The following is a 25,051-nucleotide window of genomic DNA, read 5'->3' on the forward strand; positions in this document are numbered from 1 at the left end:
GTCCTGCCGCCCGGGCGGCTCGGCATCCAGCTCTACAGCCTGCGCGACAAGGTCTCCACCCTCGGATTCGCCGCCGTCTTCGCCGAACTGGAGAAGTACGGCTACGACGAGGTCGAGTTCGCCGGATACACCCAGGGCTCGGCAGGCCCCATCACCCTCGCCCAGCTCAAACGGCTGGCCCGCAACCACGGCCTGAACCCGATCGGCAGCCACGTCGGCTACTACTCCGACGACCCCAACGCCTACACCTTCGCCCAGAACCTCACCCAGGTCCTCGACGACGCCCAGGCCCTGGGCCTGAAACACATCGGCACCGCCTCCGGGCCGTTCCGCTACGGATCGACCGTCGACGCGTGGAAGCGGGCCGCCGAGGACTTCAACACCTACGGCGCGGCGGCGAAGGCGCGCGGCATGAAGTTCTACCAGCACAACCATTCCGAGGAGTTCTCCTTCGCCACCGACGACCCCAAGGTCCGGCTCTACGACGTGCTGCTCGCCGAGACCGACCCCGACCTGGTCTACCTGGAGATGGACATCTTCTGGGCGTACTCGGGCCAGTTCCGTTTCTCCCGGCGGCCCGACGGCACGCCCGCGCCCTTCGACCCCCTCGACTACGTCCTCAAGCAGCCCCACCGCTATCCGCTCTTCCACGTCAAGGACGGCGTCAGCGACCCGTCGAACACCTACGGCTACCGCATGGTCGACGTCGGCGACGGCGACATCGACTACCAGAAGTTCATCTCCGGGGTGACCCGGCTGCGCGGCCACCGGCTCGCCCACCACTGGCAGGCCGAGCACGACAACCCGACCGAGTCCTTCACCTTCGCCCGCCGCTCCAGCGAGCACCTGCACTCACTGCGGGAGAAGTGCTGACAGCCGACGCCCGCCCATGAGGAGGCCCTCCCCGGAGAAAGGGGAGGGCCTCCTCAACGCGGTCCGCTCAGCCCGCCTCGTCGCCGAGCGGCCGCGGGTTCGGCGTGATCCGCCGCTTCTCGCGCCCCGGCGGGGACAGGAACAGGGCCACGATCCCCGCGAACAGCGAGATACAGCCCGCCAGGGTGAAGGCGCCGTTGTAGCCCCAGGCGGCCACGACCACCGAGCCCATGCCCGCGCCCAGACCGGAGACGAGCTTGGAGCTGTAGACCATGCCGTAGTTGGTGGCGTTGTTGTTCTCGCCGAAGTAGTCCGCGGTCAGCGCCGCGAACATCGGGAAGATGGCGCCGCCGCCGAAGCCGGAGATCGCCGAGAACACCAGGAACAGCGGCAGGTTCTTGATCTCCGCCGACCAGATGATGCCGAACTGGGCCAGGCCCAGGATGGCGCACACGTACAGCAGGCACTGCTTGCGTCCGTACAGGTCGGACAGCCAGCCGATCACGCCGCGTCCGGTGCCGTTGACGATGGCCTTCAGCGACATCGCGGTGGCCACGATGCCCGCCGCGAAGCCCGCGTCCTCACCGATGTCCACCTGGAAGGCGATGCCGAAGATGTTCACGCCCGAGGTACAGGCGAGACAGAACCACATCAGCGCCACCCGGCCAGTCCTCCACGCCTCCAGCGGGGAGTACTGCTTGACCGCAGGCGGGTTCTTCTCCAGCGAGCGCCGGGCGCGCGGGTCGTCCGGCGGGTTGAGCGGGTCGACGGTGGCCGGCCACCAGTTCTTCGGCGGGTCACGGAAGTAGAACCCGGCCACGGCCACCGTCCCGGCCAGGAAGACACCCGCGGCGACCAGCACCCAGCGGAAGTTGGAGCCGTCCATGTAGCCGTGGAAGATGAAGACGAACGGCACCGAGCCGTAGGCGAAACCGCCGTTGACGAAGCCGGTCTTGCCGCCCTTGCGCTCCGGGTACCACTTGCCGACCATGTTGACGCAGGTCGCGTACACCATGCCCGCGCCCATGCCGCTGAAGACACCGAACCCGATGAAGGCCAGGGAGACATGCGGCGCGTACGCCAGGGAGAGATAGCCCAGCAGGGTGCCCGCCGAGCCCAGCATCATCGCCCAGCGCGCCGGCAGCTTGCCGTTCTCCCGCAGCCGCCCCGCCGGGAAGGCCACCGCGGCCTGGCAGAAGACCCAGACGGTCATCATCCAGTAGATGGACCCGCTGGACCACTGGTGCGCCTCGTGGAGGGTGTCCTCCGCGGACGCGAACGCGTACTCGGCGGAGGAGATGCCCATCATGCCGATCCACGGCAGGATCACCATCCACTTGCGCTTGCGGCCCATGATGTCGATGTCGGACTCGCCGACGCGGTAAACGCGTCCGTTCCTGTCGGTCACCTCCCGGTAGGAGACGACCTGTGTCACATCGGTGGTTGTCACGTTGATTGCACCCCTAGCGTCGAAAGTTCTGGCCAGCGCCCCCTGTCCATTGCCTTTCGTGCGCGCGCGGGTCCCGGGGCCGGCCGACGTGCACCGTCGGCCGGCCCCCCCGCCTGCCTCACCTCATGGGCCGCCCCCCAACAGCCCGGCGGCCCGCGCCCACCGGTACTTCGCGCCCAGCACGGCCACCGGCCGCTCGGTCGTGTACGGGTACGCGACAACCCCCCGCTCGTACAGGTACTGGCACGCCTCCTCGACCTCGACATCGCCCGCGAGGGACGCCACCACCGGCTTCTCGATGCCGCGCGCCCGGAACTCGGCCACCACGCGCGCGGTGAGTTCGGCGAAGACCATCGGGGGAGTGACGATGGTGTGCCAGTAGCCGAGGACCAGCGCGTGGATGCGCGGATCCTCCAGTCCCAGCCGGATCGTCGCCTCGTACGTCGACGGCGGTTCGCCACCGGTGATGTCGACCGGGTTGCCCGCGGCCCCGAAGGGCGGGATGAACCGGCGGAACGCCTCGTCCAGGTCGGGCGGGATCTCCATCAGGGACAGGCCGTTGTCGGTCACCGCGTCCGACAGCAGTACGCCGCTGCCGCCCGCCCCGGTGATGATCACCACGTTGTCGCCCTGAGGGGTGGGCAGCACCGGCAACGCGCGGGCGTACTCCAGCATGTCGTTCAGGCCTGGCGCCCGGATCACCCCGGCCTGCCGCAGGATGTCGTCGTAGACGGCGTCGTCGCCCGCGAGTGCCCCGGTGTGCGACCCGGCTGCCTTCGCCCCGGCGGCGGTCCGGCCCGCCTTGAGCACCACCACCGGCTTCTTCGGCACGGTCTCGCGGGCCGCCGCCACGAAGGCCCGCCCGTCCTTGAGGTCCTCCAGGTGCATCGCGATGCACTCGGTGTGCGGGTCCTCCCCGAACCACGTCAGCAGGTCGTCCTCGTCCAGGTCCGACTTGTTGCCGAGCCCGACGATCGCCGACACGCCGGTCCTCGTGGTGCGCGCGAAGCCCAGGACGGCCATGCCGATGCCACCGGACTGTGAGGTCAGTGCCACCCCGCCCTTGACGTCGTACGGGGTGCAGAACGTGGCGCACAGGTCCTGCCACGTCGAGTAGTAGCCGTAGATGTTCGGCCCGAGCAGCCGGATGCCGTGCCGTTCGGCGATGGCGACGATCTCCGCCTGGAGCGCGTGCTCCCCGGTCTCCGCGAACCCGGAGGGGATCAGTACGGCGTTGGGGATCTTCTGGCGTCCCACCTCCTCCAGGGCCGAGGCCACGAACTTGGCGGGGATCGCGAAGACCGCCACATCCACCTCACCGGGAACGTCCGTGACACTCTTGTACGCCTTGCGGCCGAGGATGTCATCGGCGCGGGGGTTCACCGGATGGATCTCACCGGGGAAGCCGCCGTCGACGAGGTTGCGCATCACCGAATTGCCGATCTTGCCCTGCTCGTTGGAGGCGCCGATCACGGCTATCGAGGAGGGCTGCATCAGCCGGCGCATCGAGGTGAGGATCTCCTCGCGCGTGTAACGGCGGCGCGGCTTCTCGGGCGTTTCGGAGAGGATCACCCGGATGTCCGCCGCCACGGCCCCCTCCGCCGTGGCGATCACCGGGTTGAGGTCCACCTCGGCGATCTCCGGGAAGTCCGCGACGAGCCGGGAGACCCGGCGGATCTGCTCGGCGACCGCCCACCGGTCCACGCCCGCCTGCCCGCGCACCCCGCGCAGGATCTCCGCCGACCGGATCGAGTCCAGCATCGACAGGGCCTCGTCGGCGTCCACGGGCGCGAGCCGGAAGGTGACGTCCTTGAGGACCTCCACCAGCACCCCGCCGAGCCCGAAGGCCACCACCTTGCCGAAGGTGGGGTCGGTGACCGCGCCGACGATCACCTCCTGCCCCTGGGGCAGCAGTTCCTGCACCTGCACGCCCTGTATGCGGGCATCGGCGTCGTACGCCCGCGCGTTGTCGACGATCCGGTGGAACGCGGCCCGTACCTCGGCGGCGCCGGACACCCCGACGACCACTCCGCCGGCGTCGGTCTTGTGCAGGATGTCCGGCGAGACGATCTTCATCACGACCGGCCCGCCGAACCGCGCCGCGCAGGCCACCGCCTCGTCAACGTCGGTGGCCAGCTCCTCGCCCGGTACGGCGATCCCGTACGCGTCCGCGAGCACCTTGCCCTCGGGCGCGGTCAGCGCGGTGCGGCCCTCGGCCCGCACGGAGTCGAGCAGCGTACGCACCCTCAGCAGGCGGTCCTCTGCCATCACGTCAGATCACCCCGTTCGACTTGAGCAGGCGCAGCTCCTCGTCGCCGAGGCCGAGCTCGCCGATGAAGACCTCTTCGTTGTGCTCGCCGAGCAGCGGTGAAGTGGTCACCTCCACGGGGGAGTCGGACAGCTTCAGCGGACTGCCCACGGTCACGAACTCGCCCCGCTCGGGATGCGGCACGGTGACCACCATCTCGTTGGCGACCAGCGAGGGGTCCTCGATGATCTCCTTGGTGGACAGGATCGGACCGCACGGGATGTTGTGCGCGTTGAGCCTCTCCAGCACCTCCCACTTGGGCAGGGTCGAGGACCACTCCTCGATCAGCTGGAACATCTTGTTCAGCTTGGGCAGCCGGGCCTGAGGCGTCGCCCACTCGGGGTCCTCGGCCAGCTCGGGCCGCCCGATCAGCTCACTGATCGGCTTCCAGCCGACGGGCTGCACGATCACGTACACGTAGTCGTTCGGGCCGCCCGGCGCGCACCGGACCGCCCAGCCGGGCTGCCCGCCGCCGGAGGCGTTGCCGGAGCGGGGAACCTCCGTGCCGAAGTCCTCGTTGGGATATTCAGCGAGGGGGCCGTGGGCCAGGCGCTGCTGGTCGCGCAGCTTCACCCGGCAGAGGTTGAGCACCGCGTGCTGCATGGCCACGTTCACCCGCTGACCACGCCCGGTGGTCTCCCGCTGGAACAGCGCGGCGAGGATCCCCGCCACGGCGTGGACGCCCGTGCCCGAGTCCCCGATCTGGGCCCCCGTCGCCAGCGGCGGCCCGTCCTCGAAACCGGTGGTGGACATCGATCCGCCCATCGCCTGCGCGACGACCTCGTACGCCTTGAAGTTCGTGTACGGGCCCTCGCCGAACCCCTTGATGGAGGCATAGACGATTCGTGGATTGATCTCCTGGATGTGTTCCCAGGTGAAGCCCATCCGGTCGATGGCGCCCGGTCCGAAGTTCTCGACCATGACGTCGGAGCGCCGGATCAGCTCGGTGAGCAGTTCCTTGCCGCGCTCGGTCTTGGTGTTGAGGGTGATGCTGCGCTTGTTGCAGTTGAGCATCGTGAAGTAGAGGGAGTCGACGTCCGGCAGGTCGCGCAACTGCTTGCGCGTGATGTCGCCGGTCGGTGCCTCCAGCTTGACGACGTCCGCGCCGAGCCAGGCCAGCAGCTGGGTCGCGGACGGCCCGGACTGGACGTGCGTCATGTCCAGGACGCGGATGCCGTCGAGGGCCTTGCCTTGGGTACCGGTCATGGCGGCCACCTCACTTGTACATGGTCTGGTTCATGGTTCCGGGGGCGTACGCGTCCGGGTCGACCCAGACGTTGATCAGCGAGGGCTTGCCGGACTCGCGGGCGCGGCGCAGGGCGGGGCCGATGTCGGCGGGGTCGCGGACCTCCTCGCCGTAGCCGCCGAGCATCTGGGCGAACCTGTCGTAGTGGACGTCGCCGAGGGTGTTGCCGACGCGTTCGCGGGCCTCGCCGTACTTGGCCTTCTGGCCGTAACGGATCTGGTTCATCGAGGAGTTGTTGCCGACGATGCCGACGAAGGGGAGGTCGTAGCGGACCAGGGTCTCGAAGTCCCAGCCGGTGAGGGAGAAGGCGCCGTCGCCGAAGAGGGCGACGACCTCCTTGTCGGGCCGGGCCTGCTTGGCGGCGAGTACGAAGGGGATGCCGACGCCGAGGGTGCCGAGCGGTCCGGGGTCCATCCAGTGGCCGGGCGCCTTGGGCTGCACGACCTGGCCGGAGAAGGTGACGATGTCGCCGCCGTCGCCGATGTAGATCGAGTCCTCGGTGAGGAAGTCGTTGATCTCGCTGACCAGTCGGTAGGGGTGGATGGGGGAGGCGTCGGAGCGCAGGTGCGGCAGCCGCTTCTCGATCGCGGTCTGTTCGGCGGCGCGCAGTTCGTCCAGCCACTCCTTGCGCTTGGAGGCACCGCCGTTGAGGCGCCCGGAGGCGGCCTCGGTCACCGCCTTGAGCACCAGTCCGGCGTCCCCGACGATGCCGAGGTCGATGTCGCGGTTCTTGCCGACGGTCCGGTAGTCGAGGTCGATCTGCACGACGGTCGCGTCGGGGGAGAGCCGCTTGCCGTAGCCCATGCGGAAGTCGAAGGGGGTACCGACGATGACGATGACATCGGCGCCGGAGAAGGCGTAGCGGCGCGAGAGCTGGAAGTGGTGCGGGTCGCCCGGCGGCAGGGTGCCGCGTCCGGCGCCGTTCATGTAGGCGGGGATGTTGAGGGTGCGCACGAGTTCGACGGCGGCCTCGGTGGCGCGCGTGGTCCACACCTGGCTGCCCAGCAGGATGGCGGGCTTCTCGGCGTGCACCAGCAGGTCGGCGAGTTTCTCGACGGCCTCGGGGTCGCCGGCCGAGCGGGTGGAGGCGCGGTAGCCGCCGGGCCGGGGCACCCGGGCCTTGGCGGCGGGGACCCGGGCGTCGAGGACGTCGCGCGGGATCTCCAGGAAGGAGGGCCCGGGCGCCCCGTGGTAGCACTCGCGGAAGGCCATGGACACCATGTCCGCGGCGCGCGCCGTGTCCGGCACGGTTGCCGCGAACTTGGTGATCGGCGTCATCATGTCGACGTGCGGCAGGTCCTGCAGTGACCCCATCTTGTGCTGGGTGAGGGCGCCCTGACCGCCGATCAGCAGTAGGGGCGACTCGGCGCGGAAGGCGTTGGCGACACCGGTGACCGCGTCGGTGGTGCCCGGTCCCGCGGTGACGACGGCGCAGCCGGGTTTGCCGGTGACGCGTGCGTAGCCGTCGGCGGCGTGTGCGGCGACCTGCTCGTGGCGTACGTCGACGACCTCTATGCCCTCGTCGACGCAGCCGTCGTAGATGTCGATGATGTGGCCGCCGCACAGGGTGTAGATGCGTTCGACGCCCTCGGCCTTCAGGGCCTTGGCGACGAGATGGCCACCGGAGATGACGTCCTGGGTGTCGTCGGGCATGGCGAAGTCCTGTCCCTTCGTAGGGGGTTGGGAGCGGCTCGGTACATTGCATACAGTCGACGAATACTGTATGAAGCTTGTTATCCCGCATCCGGTGGGTGGTGTCCAGGGGGCGTGCGGCACTTTCGATTCAGGAGCCGGAATGGACCTGTACGAGCACCAGGCAAGGGAACTCTTCGAAGAACACGGCATCTTGGTGCCGAGGGCCGAGGTCGCGCACTCCGCCAAGCAGGCACGCGAGAGTGCGCGCCGGCTCGGCGGACGGGTCGTGGTCAAGGCCCAGGTCAAGACGGGCGGGCGCGGCAAGGCGGGCGGGGTGAAGCTCGCCGCCGACCCGGCCGCCGCGGAACTGACGGCCCGCCAGATCCTCGGTATGGACATCAAGGGCCACCGCGTCGGCAAGGTGATGCTGGCCCAACCCGTCGACATCGAGCGGGAGTTCTACATCTCCTACGTCCTCGACCGCGCGGCCGGGCGCTTCCTCGCCATCGCCTCCGCCGAGGGCGGCATGGAGATCGAGGAGGTCGCGGCCGAGCGGCCGGAGGCGGTCGCCCGCGTCCCCGTCGACCCGGCCGAGGGCGTCACCTCGGCGAAGGCGGGCGAGATCGCCGCGGCGGCCGGACTCCCGCCGCAGACCGTCGACGTGCTGGTGCGGCTGTGGGAGGTCCTGGTCCGCGAGGACGCCCTCCTCGTCGAGGTCAACCCGCTCGTCCGCACCAGGCAAGGGCAGATCCTCGCCCTCGACGGCAAGGTCACCCTCGACGACAACGCCGCCTTCCGGCAGGCCCGTTGGGGTGCCGAGGCGGACGCGCACGACGATCCGCTGGAGGCGCGGGCCGCCGCCAAGGGCCTCAACTACGTCAGGCTCGACGGCGAGGTGGGCATCATCGGCAACGGTGCCGGACTCGTCATGTCGACCCTCGACGTGGTCGCCGGCTGCGGCGCCCGCCCCGCCAACTTCCTCGACATCGGCGGCGGCGCCTCCGCGCAGATCATGGCCGACGGGCTCGCCGTGATCCTCTCCGACCCGTCCGTGCGCTCCGTCCTCGTCAACGTCTTCGGCGGCATCACCGCCTGCGACACCGTCGCCGAGGGCATCGTGCGGGCGCTGGACACCGTCCGCCTGACCAAGCCGCTCGTCGTCCGCCTCGACGGCAACAACGCCGAGCGTGGCCGGGCCGTACTCGACGGGCACGCGCACCCGCTCGTCGAACAGGCCACCACCATGGACGGCGCCGCCCGGCAGGCCGCCCGACTCGCCCTCTCGGCGTAAGGAGCAGGGACACCATGGCGATTCACCTCACCAAGGAGAGCAAGGTCCTCGTCCAGGGCATGACCGGCGGCGAGGGCATGAGGCACACCCGGCGCATGCTCGCAGTCGGCACGAACATCGTCGGCGGCGTCAATCCCCGCAAGTCCGGCCGCACCGTCGACTTCGACGAGCGCAGTGTTCCCGTCTTCGGCTCGGTCGGCGAGGGCATCGCCGCGACCGGCGCGGACGTGAGCGTCCTGTTCGTACCGCCCGCCTTCGCCAAGGCGGCCGTCATCGAGGCCGCCGACGCCGGTATCGGCCTCGCGGTCGTCATCACCGAGGGCATCCCCGTGCACGACACGGTCGCCTTCACCACGTACGCCAAGGACAGGGGCACCCGCGTCATCGGCCCCAACTGCCCTGGCCTGATCACCCCGGGCCAGTCCAACGCGGGCATCATCCCCGCCGACATCGCCAGGCCCGGCCGCATCGGCCTGGTGTCCAAGTCCGGCACGCTCACCTACCAACTCATGTACGAGCTGCGCGACATCGGCTTCTCCACCTGCGTCGGCATCGGCGGCGACCCCGTCGTCGGCACCAGCCACATCGACTGCCTCGCCGCCTTCCAGGACGACCCCGACACCGAACTCGTCGTCCTCATCGGGGAGATCGGCGGCGACGCCGAGGAACGCGCCGCCGCCTACGTCCGCGACCACGTCACCAAGCCCGTCGTCGGCTACATCGCCGGATTCACCGCACCCGAGGGCAGGACCATGGGCCACGCCGGAGCCATCGTCTCCGGCTCCTCCGGTACGGCAGCGGCGAAACGGCGGGCACTGGAGGCGGCCGGAGTACGGGTGGGCAGCACCCCGACCGAGACCGCCCGGCACGTGCTCGACCTGCTCGACGCACCGCGGTGAACCGCCCGCCCCCGCCCCCGACCGTGCACCGAGAGCGGAGCAACCCCATGGCCACCACCAACCCCGTGGCACCCACCCTCACCCTCAAGTCCGGCACCTCCTGGGCCGAGGCCCGGCAGCGCTGCCTCACCGCCGCCCCGGAGGCGTTCCGGGGCGACCGCGTCCTCAACCTCTGGAACGGCACCTGGCAGGCCGACGGCCGCGCCCTGCCCGCGACCAGCCCCGTGGACGGCACCCCAGTCGCGGGCCCGCCCCGCCTGGACCGGGTCACCGCCCACCGCGCCGTACGTGCCTCCCTCGACCAGCACCGCGCCTGGCGCCACGTCCCGCTCCCCGAGCGGCGCGCCCGCGTCGCGGCCACCCTCGACGCCCTCGCCGAGCACCGCGACCTCCTCGCCCTCCTGCTGGTCTGGGAGATCGGCAAGCCCTGGCGGCTCGCCCGGGCCGACGTGGACCGGGCGATCGACGGGGTGCGCTGGTACGTCGACGGCATCGAACCGATGCTCGCCGAACGCACCCCGCTCGACGGACCCGTGTCCAACATCGCGAGCTGGAACTACCCGATGAGCGTGCTCGTTCACGCGGTACTGGTTCAGGCACTGGCGGGCAACGCGGTCATCGCCAAGACCCCGACCGACGGCGGCGTCTCCTGCCTCACCCTGGCCATGGCGCTGGCCGCGCGCGAGGGGATACCCGTCACCCTCGTCAGCGGCAGCGGAGGCGAGCTGTCCCAGGCGCTGGTGCGGGCGCCCGAGATCGGCTGTGTCTCCTTCGTCGGCGGCCGCGACACCGGCGCCGCCGTGGCCACGGCCGTCGCCGACCTCGGCAAACGGCATGTACTGGAACAGGAGGGACTCAACACCTGGGGCATCTGGGACTACACGGACTGGGACACCTTCACGGCCCTCGTGCCGGGACTCTTCGACTACGGCAAACAGCGCTGCACGGCCTACCCGCGCTTCGTCGTCCAGCGCGCGCTGTTCGACGAGTTCCTGGCGGCGTACCTGCCCGCGGTACGCACCCTGCGGGTCGGCCACCCGCTCGCCGTAGAGCACGCCGGGGACCCCTACCCGGCACTGGACTTCGGCCCGGTGATCAACGCGGCCAAGGCCAAGGAGCTGCACGACCAGGTGGCCGAGGCCGTCGACCGGGGCGCCGTCCCGCTGTACCGGGGCAGCCCGGCCGAGGCGCGCTTCCTGCCCGGCCAGGACACCTCCGCCTACGTCCAGCCCGTCACGCTCCTCAACCCGCCGTCGTCCTCGCCCCTGCACCACGCCGAGCCGTTCGGGCCGGTCGACACCATCGTGCTGGTCGACACCGAGGCCGAACTGGTGGCCGCCATGAACGCCTCCAACGGTGCCCTGGTGGCCACCCTGTCCACCGACGACCGGTCGGTCTTCGACCGGCTCGCCCCGCAGATCCGCGCCTTCAAGATCGGCCACGGCGCGCCGCGCTCCCGCGGCGACCGGGACGAGCTGTTCGGCGGCTTCGGCGCGTCCTGGCGCGGCGCCTTCGTCGGCGGGTCACTGCTGGTGCGTGCGGTGACGCGAGGGCCCGAGGGGGAGCGGCTGCCGGGGAACTTCCCGCAGTACCACCTGATGCCGTGAAACAGCCGACGGCCACGACCAGGGGTGACGGTCCGCTCACCCTCGGTCGTGGCCTCCGGTGGCCGCTCCAAGCCCCTCGTATCGGACAGATATGCAGGTGAAAGGCGCTCCGAAACCTTGGTATTGTTGTCCATGTCGCCGCGGGGAACACCCCGCCCAGGCGGCAGACACCTAGTCCGGGTGGCGGAATGGCAGACGCGCTAGCTTGAGGTGCTAGTGCCCTTTATCGGGCGTGGGGGTTCAAGTCCCCCCTCGGACACCAGCTGAGACCCCTGTTCACCAGGGGTCTTTCGCATGTCCGGGGCCCAGATGGGCCCCGTCTCCGCCCCGGCGGCCCCCCTACGGCACCCCCAACTCAAACAACACATACCCCGCATACGACCCCGAAGCCACCGCCGCGATCCCCAGCGGCCAGCACATCATCGCCGGGCTGAGGCGGCGCAGGGCGAAGGCCAGCGGGAGGTAGAGAGGGAACGCCGGGAGCAGATAGCGCGAGACGTTGGCGAAGATCTGCTGGCTGCCCAGGATCAGGGCCATGGTCAGGACCGTGTAGACGACCAGGACGGCTGGTGGGCGGTGCCGTACCAGCAGGCCGAGCATCGTGAAGGCCAGGAGGACCGTGCCGACGGCGATGACGTCGGCGAACGGGAAGGCGAAGAGATAGTCGAAGTGGCCGACCGGGACCGAGGTGAGCACGTCGAAGGTCTGCTCGCCGTAGTCGAAGGTGTGGGCCCAGGCGCCGTCCTGGAGTTTGAAGTAGCCGCCGTAGTCGCCCATCTCGTGCCCGACCCAGCCGAGGTAGCCGATGAGTCCGAGCGGGGCGACGGCCAGGGCGAGCAGGGGGCGCAGGACGCCCTCCTGCTGCCGGTGGTCGCGCAGGGCGAACAGGACGGTGACGGCCAGCGCCACGATCAGTGCTCCCGCGGTGGGACGGTTGAGACCGGCGAGGAAGGTCAGCAGACCGGCCGTGATCCAGGCCCGGCGCATCATCGCGTGGCAGGCCCAGGCGGCGAGCGCGACGTAGAGGGAGTCCGAGTACACCGCCCACTCCACGCCCGAGCCCGGCCAGACGGCCCACAGACCGGCCGCGGCGAGACCGGCCCGGCGCCCGCCGAGCCACGCGGCGATCAGATAGATGCCGAGGGCCGCGGCGAAGGAGGCGACGACGGAGACCAGTAGACCGGCGCCGTACGAACCGAGGCCGGTGGTCTCCGAGACCAGGCGCATCAGCGCCGGGTAGAGCGGGAAGAAGGCGGCCGAGTTGCCTTCGAGCGTGATCAGCCCGGTGGCGTCGGGGACCGGGACGAGCGCGGGGTCGTAGCCGTGCTCGGCGACCTGCCGGTACCACCAGCCGTCCCAGGTGGCGAGCACGTCCCAGGGGTGGGCGCCGCCGCCGAAGCGGTGGTGTTTGTCCCGGAAGTCGCCCGCCGAGTGCAGCAGGAGCAGGAAGACAGAGAAGCCGATCAGCTTCAGGGTGCCGTACAGGGCGAGTACGGGTCCGTAGTACGCGGCGACCCGGCGCAGCCGGGTGGGTTCGGGGCCCGGCCGCCCCTCGTCGAGGTGGGTGTCGAAGTCGGTGAGGGTGGCGTTCATCGGGCGGCTCCCGTGCGGAACACCCAGGCGCGGAAGAGCAGGAACCGCAGCAGGGTGGCGGTGAGGTTGGCGGCGACCAGGACGGCGAGTTCCGTCCGCGCACCGGCGCCGGGGTCGGCGAGGTGCAGCACGGCCAGCGCCCCGGAGGTCAGGCCGAGGCCCAGGGCGAAGACCAGCAGGCCCCGTGCCTGGTGGCGCAGGGCCCCGGACCGGCCGCGCACCCCGAAGGAGAACCGCCGGTTCGCGGCCGTGTTGGCGAGGGCGCACACCAGCAGCGCCAGCGCGTTGGCGGCCTGCGCCCCGGTCACCGGCCGCAGCGCGGCGTACAGCAGCAGATGGGCGACGGTGCTGACGGCGCCGACCAGTGCGAACCGCAGGAGCTGGGGGAGCAGCCCCGGCCGGGCGCCGTCGGCGGGCAGGGTGCCGCGGGCCAGGGCGGTGCCGATGCGGGCGATACCGCGCAGGTCGGCGAGGACGGTGGCCAGGATGTCGACCCGGCTGTCCGGGTCGTCCACCCAGTCGACCGGCACCTCGTGGATGCGCAGCCCGGCCCGCTCGGCGATCACCAGCAGCTCGGTGTCGAAGAACCACTCCTCGTCCCGCACCAGCGGCACCAGGCGCTCCGCCACCTCGCGCCGCACCGCCTTGAACCCGCACTGCGCGTCCGAGAACCCCACGGCGAGCGTGGAGCGGAGCAGGGTGTTGTAGCCGCGGGACAGCAGCTCGCGCTTCGGCCCGCGCACCACGCGCGCGCCGGGCGCCAGCCGGGTTCCGATGGCGAGGTCGGAGTGGCCCGAGATCAGCGGGGCGACCAGCGGCAGCAGCGCGCTCAGTTCGGTCGACAGGTCGACATCGACGTAGGCCAGGACCGGCGCCGAAGAGCGGGACCAGGCCGCGCGCAGGGCGCGTCCGCGGCCCTTCTCCTCCAGCCGCAGCGACCGCACCTCGGGCAGCTCACCGGCGAGGGCGGCGGCGATGCGGGGCGTGGCGTCCGTACTGGCGTTGTCGGCGACGGTGATGCGGAAGGGGTACGGGAAGCCGCCGCGCAGATGGGCGTGGAGACGGCGGACGCTGCGTTCGAGGTCGTCCTCCTCGTTGAAGACGGGGACGACCAGGTCGAGTACGGGGTCGTCGGCGTCGACGGATATCGGTTGCCGGGTCGCTCCGTACTCCCGCCGGGTCCACTGTTTTGTCACGCTACGTCCTTGTTTGTTCTGTGCCGCGGGGCAGGTCGAGGGAAGCCCCGGGCGGGTGCCGGGAAGGCGTGCTTGCGGGGTCAGGGGGTGAGGAGGGACTCGGGTGGGGTCTCCGGCTCCGACTCCACCTGGGTGTACGAGGGCGGGGGCGGCGTGGTGGGCGTGGCCGTGTCCGTGGGCTGATCGACGGAGGCGGGCTCGGTGGTCGTACGGGTCGACGTGGGCTCGTTCGACGTCACCGTGGAGGACGGCTCGGTGGACATGTCGGTCGAGGTGTCGACGGTGGCGGGCACGGAGGTGTCCGTCGACGTGGGCGGTTCCGAGGTGGGCAGCGGGCCGGACACGGAGGCCGACGGGCTCGTGGTCGGGGTGGGCGCGGGCGAGCTGGGCTCCACGTGTTCGCTGCCGTCGGGGCGCAGCATGAGGGCGAGTGTCACCGCGCCCACCGCGAGCACCGATCCGGCGGCGTTCCGGGCGGCACGCAGCCGGCGCCGCAGCCGTACCGCCTCGTGGAGGCGTTCCCGGTGCTCGGGCTCGAAGGGGGTGTACTCGTGGGAGGAACGCATCATGTGGGCGAGTTGCTCTTCGAAGTGGTCCACTTTTCCTCCTCACCCCACCGGCTCGATGACATCGGACAGAAGCTGACGCAGACGGGCGACCCCGCGCGAGGCGTGCGAACGGGCGGTGCCCACCGGGCAGCCCAGCACGTCGGCGACCTGCCGGTCGGGCAGGTCCTGGTAGTAGCGCAGGACGACCGCCGCGCGCTGTTTGGGCGGCAGTTGGGCCAGCGCGGACTCCAGCCGGGAGCGTTCGGCGACGCGGGCGGAGACATCGCCCGGCATCGCCTGTTCCGGCAGCTGCTCGACGGGCCGTTCGCCCCACCAGCGCCGTCGGGCCGACTTCGCCGCCGCGCGGGCCATGACCCGGCGGACGTACGCCTCGGGCGCCTCCTCGCCGACCTTCGCCCACACCGACCACAGCTTGACCAGGGAGTCCTGCACCAGGTCCTCGGCCCGGTGCCGGTCCCCGCCGGTGAGCAGACGGGCGAGATGGAGCAGTCCTGACCACCGGGCCGCCACGAAGTCGTCGAACTCACCACCTGGAGTCCGCTTCATCCAAATCCCCCGCTGTCGCCCATCGCCTACATCTGGGAGAAGACCCTGGCACCCCCGAAACGCTGCACTCGAACGAAGTGACGTAGGACACAGTGCATCCGGGGGCTCCGCGATCATGGCGTTCCGCTTATTGCATATGATGTGCAAGTGCATGACTACGACATCAGGGTGGCCGGTCCGGAGGACGTCGCGGGCGCCCGGGCCGTGATGCTCGACACCGTCTACCGCGACTTCGGCACCGGCTACGTGCCGAGGTGGCACGCGGACATCGTGGATCCGGCCACCGCCTACCTGGTGCCGGTCCGGCACACCCTGCTGGTCGCCGCGCGCGGCGGTGAGGTCGTCGCCACCGGCGCCCTCGACTCCCGAGGTCCGCTCTCGCCGCCCAACCCGGCCCACCTCGCCGAGCGGTATCCCTCCGGTACGACCGCCCAGTTGCGGCGGATCTACGTACGGCCCGGGCACCGGCGCCGCGGACTGGCCCGCCAACTGGTCCGCCGGCTGCTGGAGTTCGCCGCCGCCGACGGCGGCTACCGGGCCGTCTACCTGCACACCGACCCCGCCGTCGAGGGCGCCGAGGCGTTCTGGCGGTCCCTGGGCAAGGTCGTGCACGACGAGCGCGAGGAACCCGGCGGCGGGCAGGGCATTGTTCACTTCGAGATACCGATGGGGCGGTAGAGCACACCGTGCGCCGAGTCCGTTATTCCGTTGCCCTGCTGCTCACGCCCTTGCTGGCGGGATGCTTCGCCTCCTCCTCCGGCAGCGCGTCCGGCGACTCGGGAGCCGAGGGCTCCCGGCTGCGCGTCGCGCTCGCCTTCCCGCCCGCCGAGAACCTCTCTCCCTACGGCGCCGACGGCACCATCCTCAGCCGGCTCGGCGTCACCGAGGGACTCACCGCCCTCGACGCCAACGGCGCCGCCGCCCCCGCGCTCGCCGAGTCCTGGCGGCGGGAAGGCGAGCGGACCTGGGAGTTCCGCCTGCGCGAGGCCACCTTCCAGGACGGCAGCGCGGTCACTCCCGCCGCCGTCGCCGCCTCGCTGACCCGTGCCACCGAGGCCCGCCCCGAGCCCGCCGCCCTCGCCGGCGTCGGCCTCACCGCGAAGCCCGCCGGGAAGAACGGCGTACGCATCACCACCGACGAACCCGACCCCGTACTGCCGCTGCGGCTGTCCAGCCCCTCCCTGGCCGTGCTCTCCGCGAAGGCGTACGCCGCCGAGGACCGCGTCGACGTCGTCGGCACCGGCACCGGGCCGTTCGAGCTGACCAAGGTCATGGGCAGCACCGCCGCCACGCTCGACCGGTACGACGAGTACTGGGGCGGCCGGGCCCAGGCACCCGGCATCGACGTGAAGTTCATCCCCGACGGCAGCGCCCGCACCAGCGCCCTGCGCACCGGGCAGATCGACCTCGCCGAGGCCGTCCCCGTCGCCCAGGCCGCCTCCCTCGACAAGGACGTCCGCGCGGCGACCGCCACCACCCGCACCACCAGCCTGCTGCTCAACTCGCGGTCCGGGCCGTTCCAGGACGCCCGTCTGCGGGCCGCCGCACGCGCCGCCGTCGACACGTCCGTGCTCGCCGAGGACGTCTACGAGGGGTACGCCGACGCGGGCACCGGCATCTACGGCCCCGCCGTCAGCTGGGCCGAGGGCAAGCGGACCCGTCCCGCCGGACGGGCGAAGGCCGCCGACCCGGACGGCGCGCGGATCACCCTCGCCACCTACGACAACCGGCCCGAGCTGCCCGAGGTCGCCCAGGTGCTCAAGCAGCAGCTGGAGAAGGCCGGGTTCGAGGTCACCCTGGAGGTGCGCGAGTACTCGCGGCTGGAGAGCGACGCCCTCGACGGCACGTTCGACGCCTTCGTCCTCGCCCGCAACACCCTCGTCGACACCGGCGACCCCGTCTCCGTCCTCGCCAGCGACTACACCTGCGACGGCGGCTACAACCTCGCCCAGCTCTGCGACAAGGACGTCGACCGGGCGGTGGCCCGCGCCGAGGACGCCGACGACACCGCCGGCCGGCAGGACGCGGCGATGGCCGCCGAGGCGGAGATCCTCGGCACCGACACCGTCGTCCCGCTCGTCCACCAGCGGATCATCACCGGCGTCGCCCCCTCGGTGCGCGGCGCGCTCCTCGACCCGTACGAGCGCGTCCTCGTCGGCACCGGCACCCGGCGCTGACCGATGCGCGGCACGGCAACCGCCCTGCTGTGGCGGGCGATTCTGGCGACCGCCCTGGTGTGCGCGATCGGTGTGCTGCCCTGGGCCTCGCACACCGACCCCGCGCTCACCGTCCTCAAGGCACGCTCCGCCGACCGCGACCCCACCCCCGAGGTGCTGGCGGACATCAGGGCGCAACTCGGCCTCGAAGCGGGCCCGTTGCACCTGCTCGGCGACTGGGCGGGCGGGCTGTGGCGCGGTGACCTCGGCCGGTCCTGGCTCAGCGGCGCGGAGGTCGCTCCCACGGTCCTGCGGGCCCTCGGCGTCTCCCTGCTGCTGATGGCCGTCGCGCTGCTGGCCGCCGCGGTCACCGCCGCGCTGATCTGTGCCCGCACCCTGTACCGGGGCGGCCGTGACCGCCGGGCGAGCGGCACCGGCTCCGCCGTACTCGCCGCGCTGCCCGAGTTCCTCACCGCCACCGTGCTGGCCACCGTCGTCGGCGTCCAGTTGGGCTGGCTGCCCGCCCTCGGCTGGTACGGGCCCCGGTGGACCGTCCTGCCCGCGCTCGCCCTCGGCCTGCCCGCGGGCGCCGTGCTCGGGCGGCTCCTCGACGACCTGCTGCCCGGTGCCTTCGCGGAACCCTGGGCACAGGCCGCCGCCGCGCGCGGGCTGCCGCGCCGGACGATCGCCCGCCAGGCGCTGCGCCGCAGCCTGCCCGGACTGCTGCCCAACACCGGCCTGTTCGTGGTCGGCCTGACCGGGGGAGCGGTCGCGGTCGAGCAGATCTTCGACATCCCGGGTCTGGGCCGTACGACCCTCCAGGCGGCGCTGGCCCAGGACCTGCCCGTCCTCCAGGCGGGCGCGCTGCTGCTGGTGCTGCTGGCCGCCGCGGCGGCGGCACTGGCCCACCTCGGCACCCGCGTGCTCATCGGCCCGGCCCTCCGCGACGGCGCCCTGCCGTCACCGCACCGTCCGGCACCCCCGGCGCGAAGGGTCCCGCCACTCCTGCTCGCCCTGGTGCTGCCGGCCGTCATCGCCGCCGGACTGCACCGCGACCCCCTCGCTCTCGACACCGGCGCGCGTCTGCAACCCCCGTCCTGGAGCCACCCGTTCGGCACGGACGCGCTCGGCCGGGACATGCTGGCCCGAGTGGCGCACGGCGCGCTGGACACCCTGCTCCTCGCGACGACGATCAGCGCGGCCACCCTGGTGCTGGGCGTCCTGCTGGGCCTGGCCCCCCGCCTGTCCGGTCCGCTCGTGGACACGGTCTCCGCCCTGCCGCCGGTCCTCCTCGCCCTCCTTGTCACGGCGGCCGCGGGCACCGGAACCGCCACCCCGGCACTCGCGGTCACGGCCGTGGCCTGGGCACCGCTGGCCGCACACACCTCGGCCCTCCTGCGCCAGGAACGCGCGGCCCTCCACATCACCGCCGCGAAGGCGCTGGGCGCGGGCCCCGTCCAACTGCTGCGGCACGACATCCTCCCCGCGATCCTGCCCCCGGTCACCCGCCACGCCCTGCTCCGGCTGCCCGGCATCGCGATGTCCCTGGCCTCCCTGGCCTTCCTCGGCCTCGGCGCCCAACCGCCGTCCCCGGAATGGGGCTTGCTGCTGGCCGAGAACCAGCCGTACGCGGAACGCGCCCCGTGGGCGGTACTGGCCCCGGCGGCCCTGCTCGCCCTGCTCGGCGCGCTGGCGGTCACGGCGGCCGGGGGCGTACGGCGGAGGCGGGCGTGACCACGGCGCCCTCCAAGCTCCGACTCCCCGGACTGCTACGACTTCTGATCGCCACTCAGCTCGCCTTCAACATCGGCTTCTTCACCGTCCTGCCCTTCCTCTCCGCACACCTGGGGCAGGGCATCGGGATGGCGGGCTGGCTCGTCGGTTTCGTACTGGGGCTGCGGACCTTCAGCCAGCAAGGGCTGTTCGTGGTCGGGGGCGCGCTCGCCGATCGGTACGGCGTCCGGCCCGTCGTGCTCGCCGGATGCGCGCTGCGGATCGCGGGGTTCGTCTGGCTCGGCTTCGCGGAAGGGGCCTGGGCCGTGGTCGGTGCGGTGCTGCTCATCGGGTTCGCCGCCGCGCTGTTCTCGCCCGCCGTGGAGTCCGAGGTCGCCCGGCAGGCCGTTGTGCACGAGAGCGAGGGCGGCTCCCGGGCACGCGTGCTCGCGTTGTTCACCGTGGCGGGACAGGCCGGGGCGTTCGTCGGGCCGCTGCTGGGCGCGCTGCTGCTGCGCGTCGACTTCCGTGCGGTGTGCCTGTGCGGCGCCGGGGTCTTCGTCCTGGTCCTCGGCGCGCATGCCGTGCTGTTGCCGCAGCACATCCCGGGACGGACACGCGTCCACGTGCGCGGTGGCATCGGCCCCTTGCTGCGCAACCCGCGCTTCCTGGCGCTGTGCGGCGCCTACGGGGCCTGTCTGCTCGCCTACAACCAGCTCTATCTCGCGCTGCCCGCCGAGGTGGAGCGGGTGACCGGGTCGCAGGAGGCGCTGGCCTGGCTGTTCGCCCTGTCGTCGGTGCTCGTCGTCACCGCTCAACTGCCTGTCACGCGCTGGGCGGACGAGCGGCTCGGGGCGCGGCGGTCCATGGCCGTCGGGCTGGTGGTCGTGGCGGGCGGGTTCGGTCTGGTGGCCGTGGTGCGCGAGGCGGGGCTGCTGCCCGCGGCCGGGTTCGTCGTCCTGCTCACGCTCGGCCAGATGCTCGTGGCGCCGGCCGCGCGGGCCTGGGTGCCGGATCTCGCCGAGGAGGGGCGGCTCGGGCTCTACACCGGGGCCATGTCGTCGGTGTCGGGGCTCGTCGTGCTGGTCGGAAGCTCGGCGAGCGGGGCTCTGCTGAGCAGCGGGCTGCCACCGGCCGTGCCGTGGCTGGTCCTCGCGCTCGTGCCCGTGGCGGCGGTGGGGGTGTTGCCGCGGCGGACGCAGAAACCGTCCCGCGAGCGGCCCGCCTCCGGGCACCGCTGACCGCCTGTCAGGCGGCCACCAGCTCCTCCGTCGCCACGACCTCCTCGACCTGCGAGGTGCGGTACAGCCACAGCACGTCCCGGCCGAAGGACCACACCAGCGTGGCCAGCGCGGTCGCCACGACGGCGGTCGCCGCCAGGTGCGGGAGCAGACCCGAGGCGGCCACCAGCAGGAACACGCCCTGGGTCGCGGCCACGGTCTTGCGGGCGGTGCTCGGCGGCAGCGGGGCGTTCAGCCACGGCCAGAAGCGGGCGGCGGCGACGAAGGCGTAGCGCATACCGCCGATCAGCAGGACCCACGGGCCGTGCGCCATGGAGACGTAGACGCTGAGCACCAGGATCAGGAAGGCGTCGACCTCCATGTCGAAGCGGGCGCCGAGCGCGGTGGAGGTGCCGGTGCGCCGGGCGACCTTGCCGTCCACTCCGTCCAGGATCAGGGCGACCGCGGTCAGGCCGACCAGCAGCGAGAGCGGGGGCGGGCTCTGGAAGGAGTCCGCCACGAGCGCGGTGACGCCGCCGACGAGGATGGAGCGGCCCAGGGTGACCCGGTTGGCGGGGCCGAAGGAGCGCAGTCGGGAGCGGTGCAGGGCGCGTGAGAGCACCGCCCAGGTGGCGACGGCGAAGGCCAGCCCCGTGAGCCAGCCCGCGGGGCCCATGCCGATCGCAGTGCCGAGCAGCGTCAGCACCAGGATCTGGACGCCCGCTCCGAGGGCGGTCTCCTGCTGGACCAGCCTCGCGTCGTAAGTGTTGTTCAGGGCCACCGAACATCCTCCGGCCGTGTGACAGAGTCGATCAACGCCGCGTACTGTGCGCGGCCTGTGCACACCTCGGTACGTGCAGCACTTCCCGATCGTTCAGGAGGATTTGGATGAAGCCACCCGCTCGGGCGTTCTGGCTCAGCAGTCCGGGTGAAGGCGAGATCAGGGAGGTTTACCTTCCGGATCCCGCCGAGGGCGAGGTACTCGTCCGCGCCCTGTACTCCGGCGTCAGCCGCGGCACCGAGACGCTCGTCTTCCGCGGCGGCGTCCCCGAGAGCCAGCACGCGGCGATGCGGGCCCCCTTCCAGGAGGGCGACTTCCCGGCCCCGGTGAAGTACGGCTACCTCAGTGTCGGCGTCGTCGAGCAGGGCCCCGCCGACCTCGTCGGCAGCACCGTCTTCTGCCTGTACCCGCACCAGACCCACTACGTCGTCCCGGCCTCCGCCGTGACCCGGGTACCCGACCACGTGCCCGCCGAACGCGCCGTCCTCGCCGGCACCGTCGAGACCGCCGTCAACGCCCTGTGGGACGCGGCCCCCATGGTCGGCGACCGGATCGCGGTGGTCGGCGGCGGCATGGTCGGCAGCTCGGTCGCCGCGCTGCTCGCCCGCTTCCCCGGCGTACGGCTGCAACTCGTGGACGCCGACCCGGCGCGCGCCGAGATCGCGAAGGCGCTCGGCGTCGACTTCGCGCTGCCCGGCCAGGCGCGCGGGGAGTGCGACCTGGTGGTGCACGCCAGCGCCACCGAACAGGGCCTGGCCCGCTCGCTCGAACTGCTGCGCGCCGAAGGCACGGTCGTCGAACTGAGCTGGTACGGCGACCGGCGGGTGAGTCTCCCGCTCGGCGAGGCCTTCCACTCCCGGCGGCTCACCCTGCGCAGCAGCCAGGTCGGCACCGTCTCACCGGCCCGCGCAAGCCGCAGCTACGCCGATCGGCTGGCCCTCGCCCTCGACCTGCTCGCCGACCCGCGCCTGGACGCCCTGGTCACCGGAGAAAGCGCGTTCGAGGAGTTGCCCGAGGTGATGCCGCGACTGGCGTCCGGCGCCATTCCGGCCCTGTGCCACCGGGTGCGGTACACCGACGAGCGCCTGACCTGAGAAAAGAGTGAGAGACGGCTGAACAAGGGGAAGCGAAGAGCCGTACTAGTGCACATCCGCGGCAAGGACCGGCCGGGGATCAGACGCGCCGCACCTGGAGGGTCGTCCGTTGTTCAGCATCACCGTCCGCGATCACATCATGATCGCCCACAGCTTCCGCGGCGAGGTCTTCGGACCCGCACAGCGCCTGCACGGAGCGACGTTCCTCGTGGACGCCACGTTCCGGCGCGAACAGCTGGACGAGGACAACATCGTCGTCGACATCGGGCTCGCCACCCAGGAACTGGGCGCCGTCGTCGCCGAACTGAACTACCGCAATCTCGACAACGAACCGGACTTCGCCGGCATCAACACCTCCACCGAGTTCCTTGCCAAGGTCATCGCCGACCGGCTCGCCGAACGCGTCCACAAGGGGGCGCTCGGCGAGAACGCCAAGGGGCTGGCCGGAATCACCGTCACGCTCCACGAGTCGCACGTCGCCTGGGCGAGTTACGAGCGTGCCCTGTGACCGACACGACCGTGGAACGGGCCCGGCTGACGTACGTGCCCGTGCAGAACTCCGCCCTGAAGAACGCCGAGATCGTGCCCATGTCCCTGCGCTCCGTGCACTTCGTCATGCCGGGCGGCGTCGACGACCCGGCGATGCCCAGCGGCGGCAACGCCTATGACCGGCGGGTGAGTCTGGATCTGCCCGGCTTCGGCTGGCAGGTGCACAAGCACGCCGTGTCGGGCCAGTGGCCCCGGCCCGGCGAGGCGGCGCGCGCGGAACTGGCGCGGACCCTGCGGGAGTTGCCGGACGGCACGGTCGTCCTGCTCGACGGGCTCGTCGCCTGCGGGGTGCCGGAGATCGTCGTACCCGAGGCGCAGCGGCTGCGGCTGGCGGTGCTGGTGCACCTGCCGCTCGGCGACGAGACGGGGCTCTCGCCCGAGGCGGCGGCCGAGCTGGACGCGCTGGAGCGCGAGGTGCTGCGGGGCGTGCCCGCCGTCATCGCGACCTCCGACTGGGCGGTGCGCCGCCTGGTCTCCCACCACGGCCTCGCCCCGGACCGGGTCCACTGCGCAGCCCCCGGCGCCGACATCGCCCCGCTGGCCTCCGGCACCGACGGCGTCTCCCGGCTGCTGTGCGTGGCCGCGGTGACCCCGCGCAAGGGCCAGCACCGGCTGGTCGAGGCGCTGGCCGCGGTCACCGACCTGCCGTGGAGCTGCACCTGCGTGGGCAGCCTCACGCAGGACCCCGAGTACGTGGCCGAACTGCGGGCGCTGATCGCCAAGCACGGCCTGGAGGACCGGCTGGTGCTGGCGGGACCGCAGGCCGGTGCCGAACTCGACGCCAGCTACGCCGCCGCCGACCTCATGGTCCTCACCTCCTATGCCGAGACCTACGGCATGGCGGTGACCGAGGCGCTGGCCCGGGGCATCCCGGTGCTGGCCACCGATGTCGGCGGACTGCCCGAGGCGGTCGGCCGCGCCCCCGACGGCGGGGTGCCCGGCATCCTCGTGCCGCCGGAGGACCCCGCCGCGCTCGCCGCCGAACTGCGCGGCTGGTTCGGCGAGGCGGATGTACGACGCCGGCTGAAGGCGGCCGCCCGAGGGCGGCGGGCCGCCCTCGACGGCTGGGCCACCACGGCGCGCAGCCTGGCCGGGGTACTGGGCCGACTGCCGGACGAACCCAGGAGGGCGGCATGAGGAAGACGGCTGCGACACAGGACGCGGGACTGATCCCGGGACAGCCCGGACCGAGGGAGACGGAGACCATGAGCGACTCCGTCATCCCGGGCGCGGGCCCCACCCCGGACCACGATCCCGTCCCCACGGCTCACCGGGGCGCGGGCCCCACCCCCCGCCCCGGTGAGCGCCCCACGGTCAAGCTGCGCGAGGACGGCCCCGACGACCCGCCGCGCTACGCCCCCGAGTGGCTGGAGCTGCGCGAGGGGCCCGACGGGGCGGCGCGCTCCAACGAGCTGATCGACCCGCTGCGGGTGCGGCTGGCCAACCTGCCCGGCCGTTCCAGCGGACTGGTCATCCACGACCTGGGCTGCGGCACCGGCTCCATGGGCCGCTGGCTGGCGCCCCGGCTGGACGGCGCCCAGCACTGGGTCCTGCACGACCGCGACCCCTACCTGCTGCACTTCGCGGCCGTCGCCTCGCCGCGCGCCGCCGCCGACGGCAGCCGGGTCACCGTGGAGACGCGGCGCGGCGACGTCGGCCTGCTCACCCCGGACGTCCTGGCGGGCGCCTCCCTGGTGACCGCGTCCGCGCTGCTCGACGTGCTGAACCGGGAGGAGATCGACACCCTCGTTGACGCCTGCACCGGCGCGGGCTGCCCGGCGCTGCTGACGCTGTCCGTCGTGGGCCGGGTGGAGCTCACCCCCGCCGACCCGCTGGACCAGGAGATCGCCGAGGCGTTCAACGACCACCAGCGGCGCGGCGACATGCTCGGACCCGACGCCCTCAACGTGGCCTGCGAGGCGTTCGCGGCGCGCGGCGCGACGGTACGCGTCCACCCCAGCCCGTGGCGGCTGGGCCCCGAGGACGCCGCGCTCACCGCGCAGTGGCTGCGCGGCTGGGTCGGCGCCGCCGTGGAACAGCGCCCCGAGCTGCGCGAACCGGCCGAGCGCTATCTGCGCGAGCGGCTGGCGGCCTGCGAGGCGGGCGAGTTGCGGGTCGTCGTCCACCACAGCGACCTGCTCGCCCTCTCCCGCCCGACGGACGGGACCGCGTCATGACCACGGAGACGGCGGCGCCACCCGCGCCGCTGACGGGCCGCGCCCGCGGCCCGGTACGCGCCTCGGTGGCGAGGATGGCCCGGCGGCGCACCCTCACCCCCAGGGCCGCGCGCGCCTGCGCGCACCTGCGAGAGCCCCGGCCGGCCGA

Annotated in this window: 21 protein-coding genes and 1 tRNA gene; 13 read left to right on the forward strand and 9 right to left on the reverse strand. The window is 72.2% G+C overall.

What is annotated here, in order from left to right:
• On the forward strand, positions 1-873 hold an 873-nt coding region (locus tag GA0115233_RS34655; RefSeq protein WP_093724302.1), incomplete at its 5' end, for a sugar phosphate isomerase/epimerase family protein.
• A gap of 67 nt (positions 874-940) precedes the next feature.
• On the opposite strand, the gene GA0115233_RS34660 is transcribed toward GA0115233_RS34655, so the two are convergent.
• The 4 genes from GA0115233_RS34660 to GA0115233_RS34675 form a co-directional block, all read right to left on the reverse strand.
• The gene (locus GA0115233_RS34660) at positions 941-2,323 is read right to left on the reverse strand and encodes an OFA family MFS transporter (protein WP_093724303.1); all 1,383 of its coding nucleotides are present in this window, start codon (positions 2,321-2,323) and stop codon (positions 941-943) included.
• Positions 2,324-2,446: 123 nt separating this feature from the next.
• Positions 2,447-4,591, reverse strand: coding sequence for an acetate--CoA ligase family protein (locus tag GA0115233_RS34665; RefSeq protein WP_093724317.1), 2,145 nt, complete (start codon positions 4,589-4,591; stop codon positions 2,447-2,449).
• Positions 4,592-4,595: 4 nt separating this feature from the next.
• Positions 4,596-5,837 (reverse strand): formyl-CoA transferase, encoded by a 1,242-nt coding sequence (frc, locus tag GA0115233_RS34670; RefSeq protein WP_093724318.1) that lies wholly within the window; start codon positions 5,835-5,837, stop codon positions 4,596-4,598.
• 10 nt (positions 5,838-5,847) lie between these two features.
• The gene (locus GA0115233_RS34675; protein WP_093724304.1) at positions 5,848-7,530 is read right to left on the reverse strand and encodes a thiamine pyrophosphate-binding protein; all 1,683 of its coding nucleotides are present in this window, start codon (positions 7,528-7,530) and stop codon (positions 5,848-5,850) included.
• Positions 7,531-7,672: 142 nt separating this feature from the next.
• On the opposite strand from GA0115233_RS34675, the gene sucC reads away from it, so the two are divergent.
• The 4 genes from sucC to GA0115233_RS34695 all read left to right on the forward strand — a co-directional run bounded on the left by sucC (position 7,673) and on the right by GA0115233_RS34695 (position 11,571).
• The gene (gene sucC / locus GA0115233_RS34680) at positions 7,673-8,803 is read left to right on the forward strand and encodes an ADP-forming succinate--CoA ligase subunit beta (RefSeq protein WP_093724305.1); all 1,131 of its coding nucleotides are present in this window, start codon (positions 7,673-7,675) and stop codon (positions 8,801-8,803) included.
• A gap of 14 nt (positions 8,804-8,817) precedes the next feature.
• Complete coding sequence (gene sucD, locus GA0115233_RS34685) at positions 8,818-9,702, forward strand: succinate--CoA ligase subunit alpha (protein WP_093724306.1); 885 nt, start codon at positions 8,818-8,820, stop codon at positions 9,700-9,702.
• Between the two features lie 65 nt (positions 9,703-9,767).
• Positions 9,768-11,309, forward strand: a complete 1,542-nt coding sequence (locus tag GA0115233_RS34690; protein ID WP_093724319.1) for an aldehyde dehydrogenase family protein — start codon at positions 9,768-9,770, stop codon at positions 11,307-11,309.
• A 174-nt stretch (positions 11,310-11,483) separates the two neighbouring features.
• Positions 11,484-11,571: transfer RNA gene (locus GA0115233_RS34695), tRNA-Leu, on the forward strand.
• Between the two features lie 77 nt (positions 11,572-11,648).
• On the opposite strand, the gene GA0115233_RS34700 is transcribed toward GA0115233_RS34695, so the two are convergent.
• The 4 genes from GA0115233_RS34700 to GA0115233_RS34715 all read right to left on the reverse strand — a co-directional run bounded on the left by GA0115233_RS34700 (position 11,649) and on the right by GA0115233_RS34715 (position 15,213).
• A complete protein-coding gene (locus GA0115233_RS34700) occupies positions 11,649-12,902 on the reverse strand; it encodes a glycosyltransferase family 39 protein (RefSeq protein ID WP_093724307.1) in 1,254 nt (417 codons plus the stop codon).
• The gene (locus GA0115233_RS34705; protein ID WP_093724320.1) at positions 12,899-14,050 is read right to left on the reverse strand and encodes a bifunctional glycosyltransferase family 2/GtrA family protein; all 1,152 of its coding nucleotides are present in this window, start codon (positions 14,048-14,050) and stop codon (positions 12,899-12,901) included. Before GA0115233_RS34705 ends, GA0115233_RS34700 begins: the two co-directional genes overlap by 4 nt.
• Positions 14,051-14,178: 128 nt before the next feature.
• The gene (locus GA0115233_RS34710; protein WP_093724308.1) at positions 14,179-14,697 is read right to left on the reverse strand and encodes a hypothetical protein; all 519 of its coding nucleotides are present in this window, start codon (positions 14,695-14,697) and stop codon (positions 14,179-14,181) included.
• A gap of 9 nt (positions 14,698-14,706) precedes the next feature.
• Positions 14,707-15,213 carry a SigE family RNA polymerase sigma factor gene (locus GA0115233_RS34715; RefSeq protein ID WP_093724309.1) on the reverse strand — a complete coding sequence of 169 codons (507 nt, stop codon included), beginning with the start codon at positions 15,211-15,213 and terminating at the stop codon, positions 14,707-14,709.
• 147 nt (positions 15,214-15,360) lie between these two features.
• Here GA0115233_RS34715 and GA0115233_RS34720 point away from each other — a divergent pair, with 147 nt between their 5' ends.
• The 4 genes from GA0115233_RS34720 to GA0115233_RS34735 are packed head-to-tail and all read left to right on the forward strand — an operon-like array spanning position 15,361 to position 20,323.
• Positions 15,361-15,891, forward strand: a complete 531-nt coding sequence (locus tag GA0115233_RS34720) for a GNAT family N-acetyltransferase (protein WP_093724310.1) — start codon at positions 15,361-15,363, stop codon at positions 15,889-15,891.
• A gap of 8 nt (positions 15,892-15,899) precedes the next feature.
• The gene (locus GA0115233_RS34725) at positions 15,900-17,390 is read left to right on the forward strand and encodes an ABC transporter substrate-binding protein (RefSeq protein WP_093724311.1); all 1,491 of its coding nucleotides are present in this window, start codon (positions 15,900-15,902) and stop codon (positions 17,388-17,390) included.
• A 3-nt stretch (positions 17,391-17,393) separates the two neighbouring features.
• The gene (locus GA0115233_RS34730; RefSeq protein ID WP_093724312.1) at positions 17,394-19,103 is read left to right on the forward strand and encodes an ABC transporter permease subunit; all 1,710 of its coding nucleotides are present in this window, start codon (positions 17,394-17,396) and stop codon (positions 19,101-19,103) included.
• Positions 19,100-20,323, forward strand: a complete 1,224-nt coding sequence (locus GA0115233_RS34735; protein WP_255310455.1) for an MDR family MFS transporter — start codon at positions 19,100-19,102, stop codon at positions 20,321-20,323. Before GA0115233_RS34730 ends, GA0115233_RS34735 begins: the two co-directional genes overlap by 4 nt.
• Before the next feature lie 7 nt (positions 20,324-20,330).
• Here the strand turns inward: GA0115233_RS34735 and GA0115233_RS34740 are convergent, their stop codons facing one another.
• Positions 20,331-21,083 carry a CDP-alcohol phosphatidyltransferase family protein gene (locus GA0115233_RS34740; protein ID WP_093724314.1) on the reverse strand — a complete coding sequence of 251 codons (753 nt, stop codon included), beginning with the start codon at positions 21,081-21,083 and terminating at the stop codon, positions 20,331-20,333.
• A 107-nt stretch (positions 21,084-21,190) separates the two neighbouring features.
• Between GA0115233_RS34740 and GA0115233_RS34745 the strand changes: the two genes are divergently transcribed.
• The 4 genes from GA0115233_RS34745 to GA0115233_RS34755 all read left to right on the forward strand — a co-directional run bounded on the left by GA0115233_RS34745 (position 21,191) and on the right by GA0115233_RS34755 (position 24,903).
• Complete coding sequence (locus tag GA0115233_RS34745; protein WP_093724315.1) at positions 21,191-22,177, forward strand: zinc-dependent alcohol dehydrogenase; 987 nt, start codon at positions 21,191-21,193, stop codon at positions 22,175-22,177.
• A gap of 109 nt (positions 22,178-22,286) precedes the next feature.
• Positions 22,287-22,685: a 6-pyruvoyl trahydropterin synthase family protein gene (locus GA0115233_RS34750; RefSeq protein ID WP_093724316.1), complete on the forward strand. Its 399-nt coding sequence runs from the start codon at positions 22,287-22,289 to the stop codon at positions 22,683-22,685.
• Positions 22,682-23,863 carry a glycosyltransferase family 4 protein gene (locus tag GA0115233_RS40420; protein ID WP_107406483.1) on the forward strand — a complete coding sequence of 394 codons (1,182 nt, stop codon included), beginning with the start codon at positions 22,682-22,684 and terminating at the stop codon, positions 23,861-23,863. The genes GA0115233_RS34750 and GA0115233_RS40420 overlap by 4 nt, the downstream gene beginning before the upstream one ends.
• Positions 23,860-24,903 carry a trans-aconitate methyltransferase gene (locus GA0115233_RS34755; protein ID WP_107406484.1) on the forward strand — a complete coding sequence of 348 codons (1,044 nt, stop codon included), beginning with the start codon at positions 23,860-23,862 and terminating at the stop codon, positions 24,901-24,903. The genes GA0115233_RS40420 and GA0115233_RS34755 overlap by 4 nt, the downstream gene beginning before the upstream one ends.
• The last annotated feature ends 148 nt before the right edge of the window (positions 24,904-25,051 follow it).

This window comes from Streptomyces sp. DI166, assembly GCF_900091315.1.
Lineage (GTDB): Bacteria > Actinomycetota > Actinomycetes > Streptomycetales > Streptomycetaceae > Streptomyces > Streptomyces fuscus.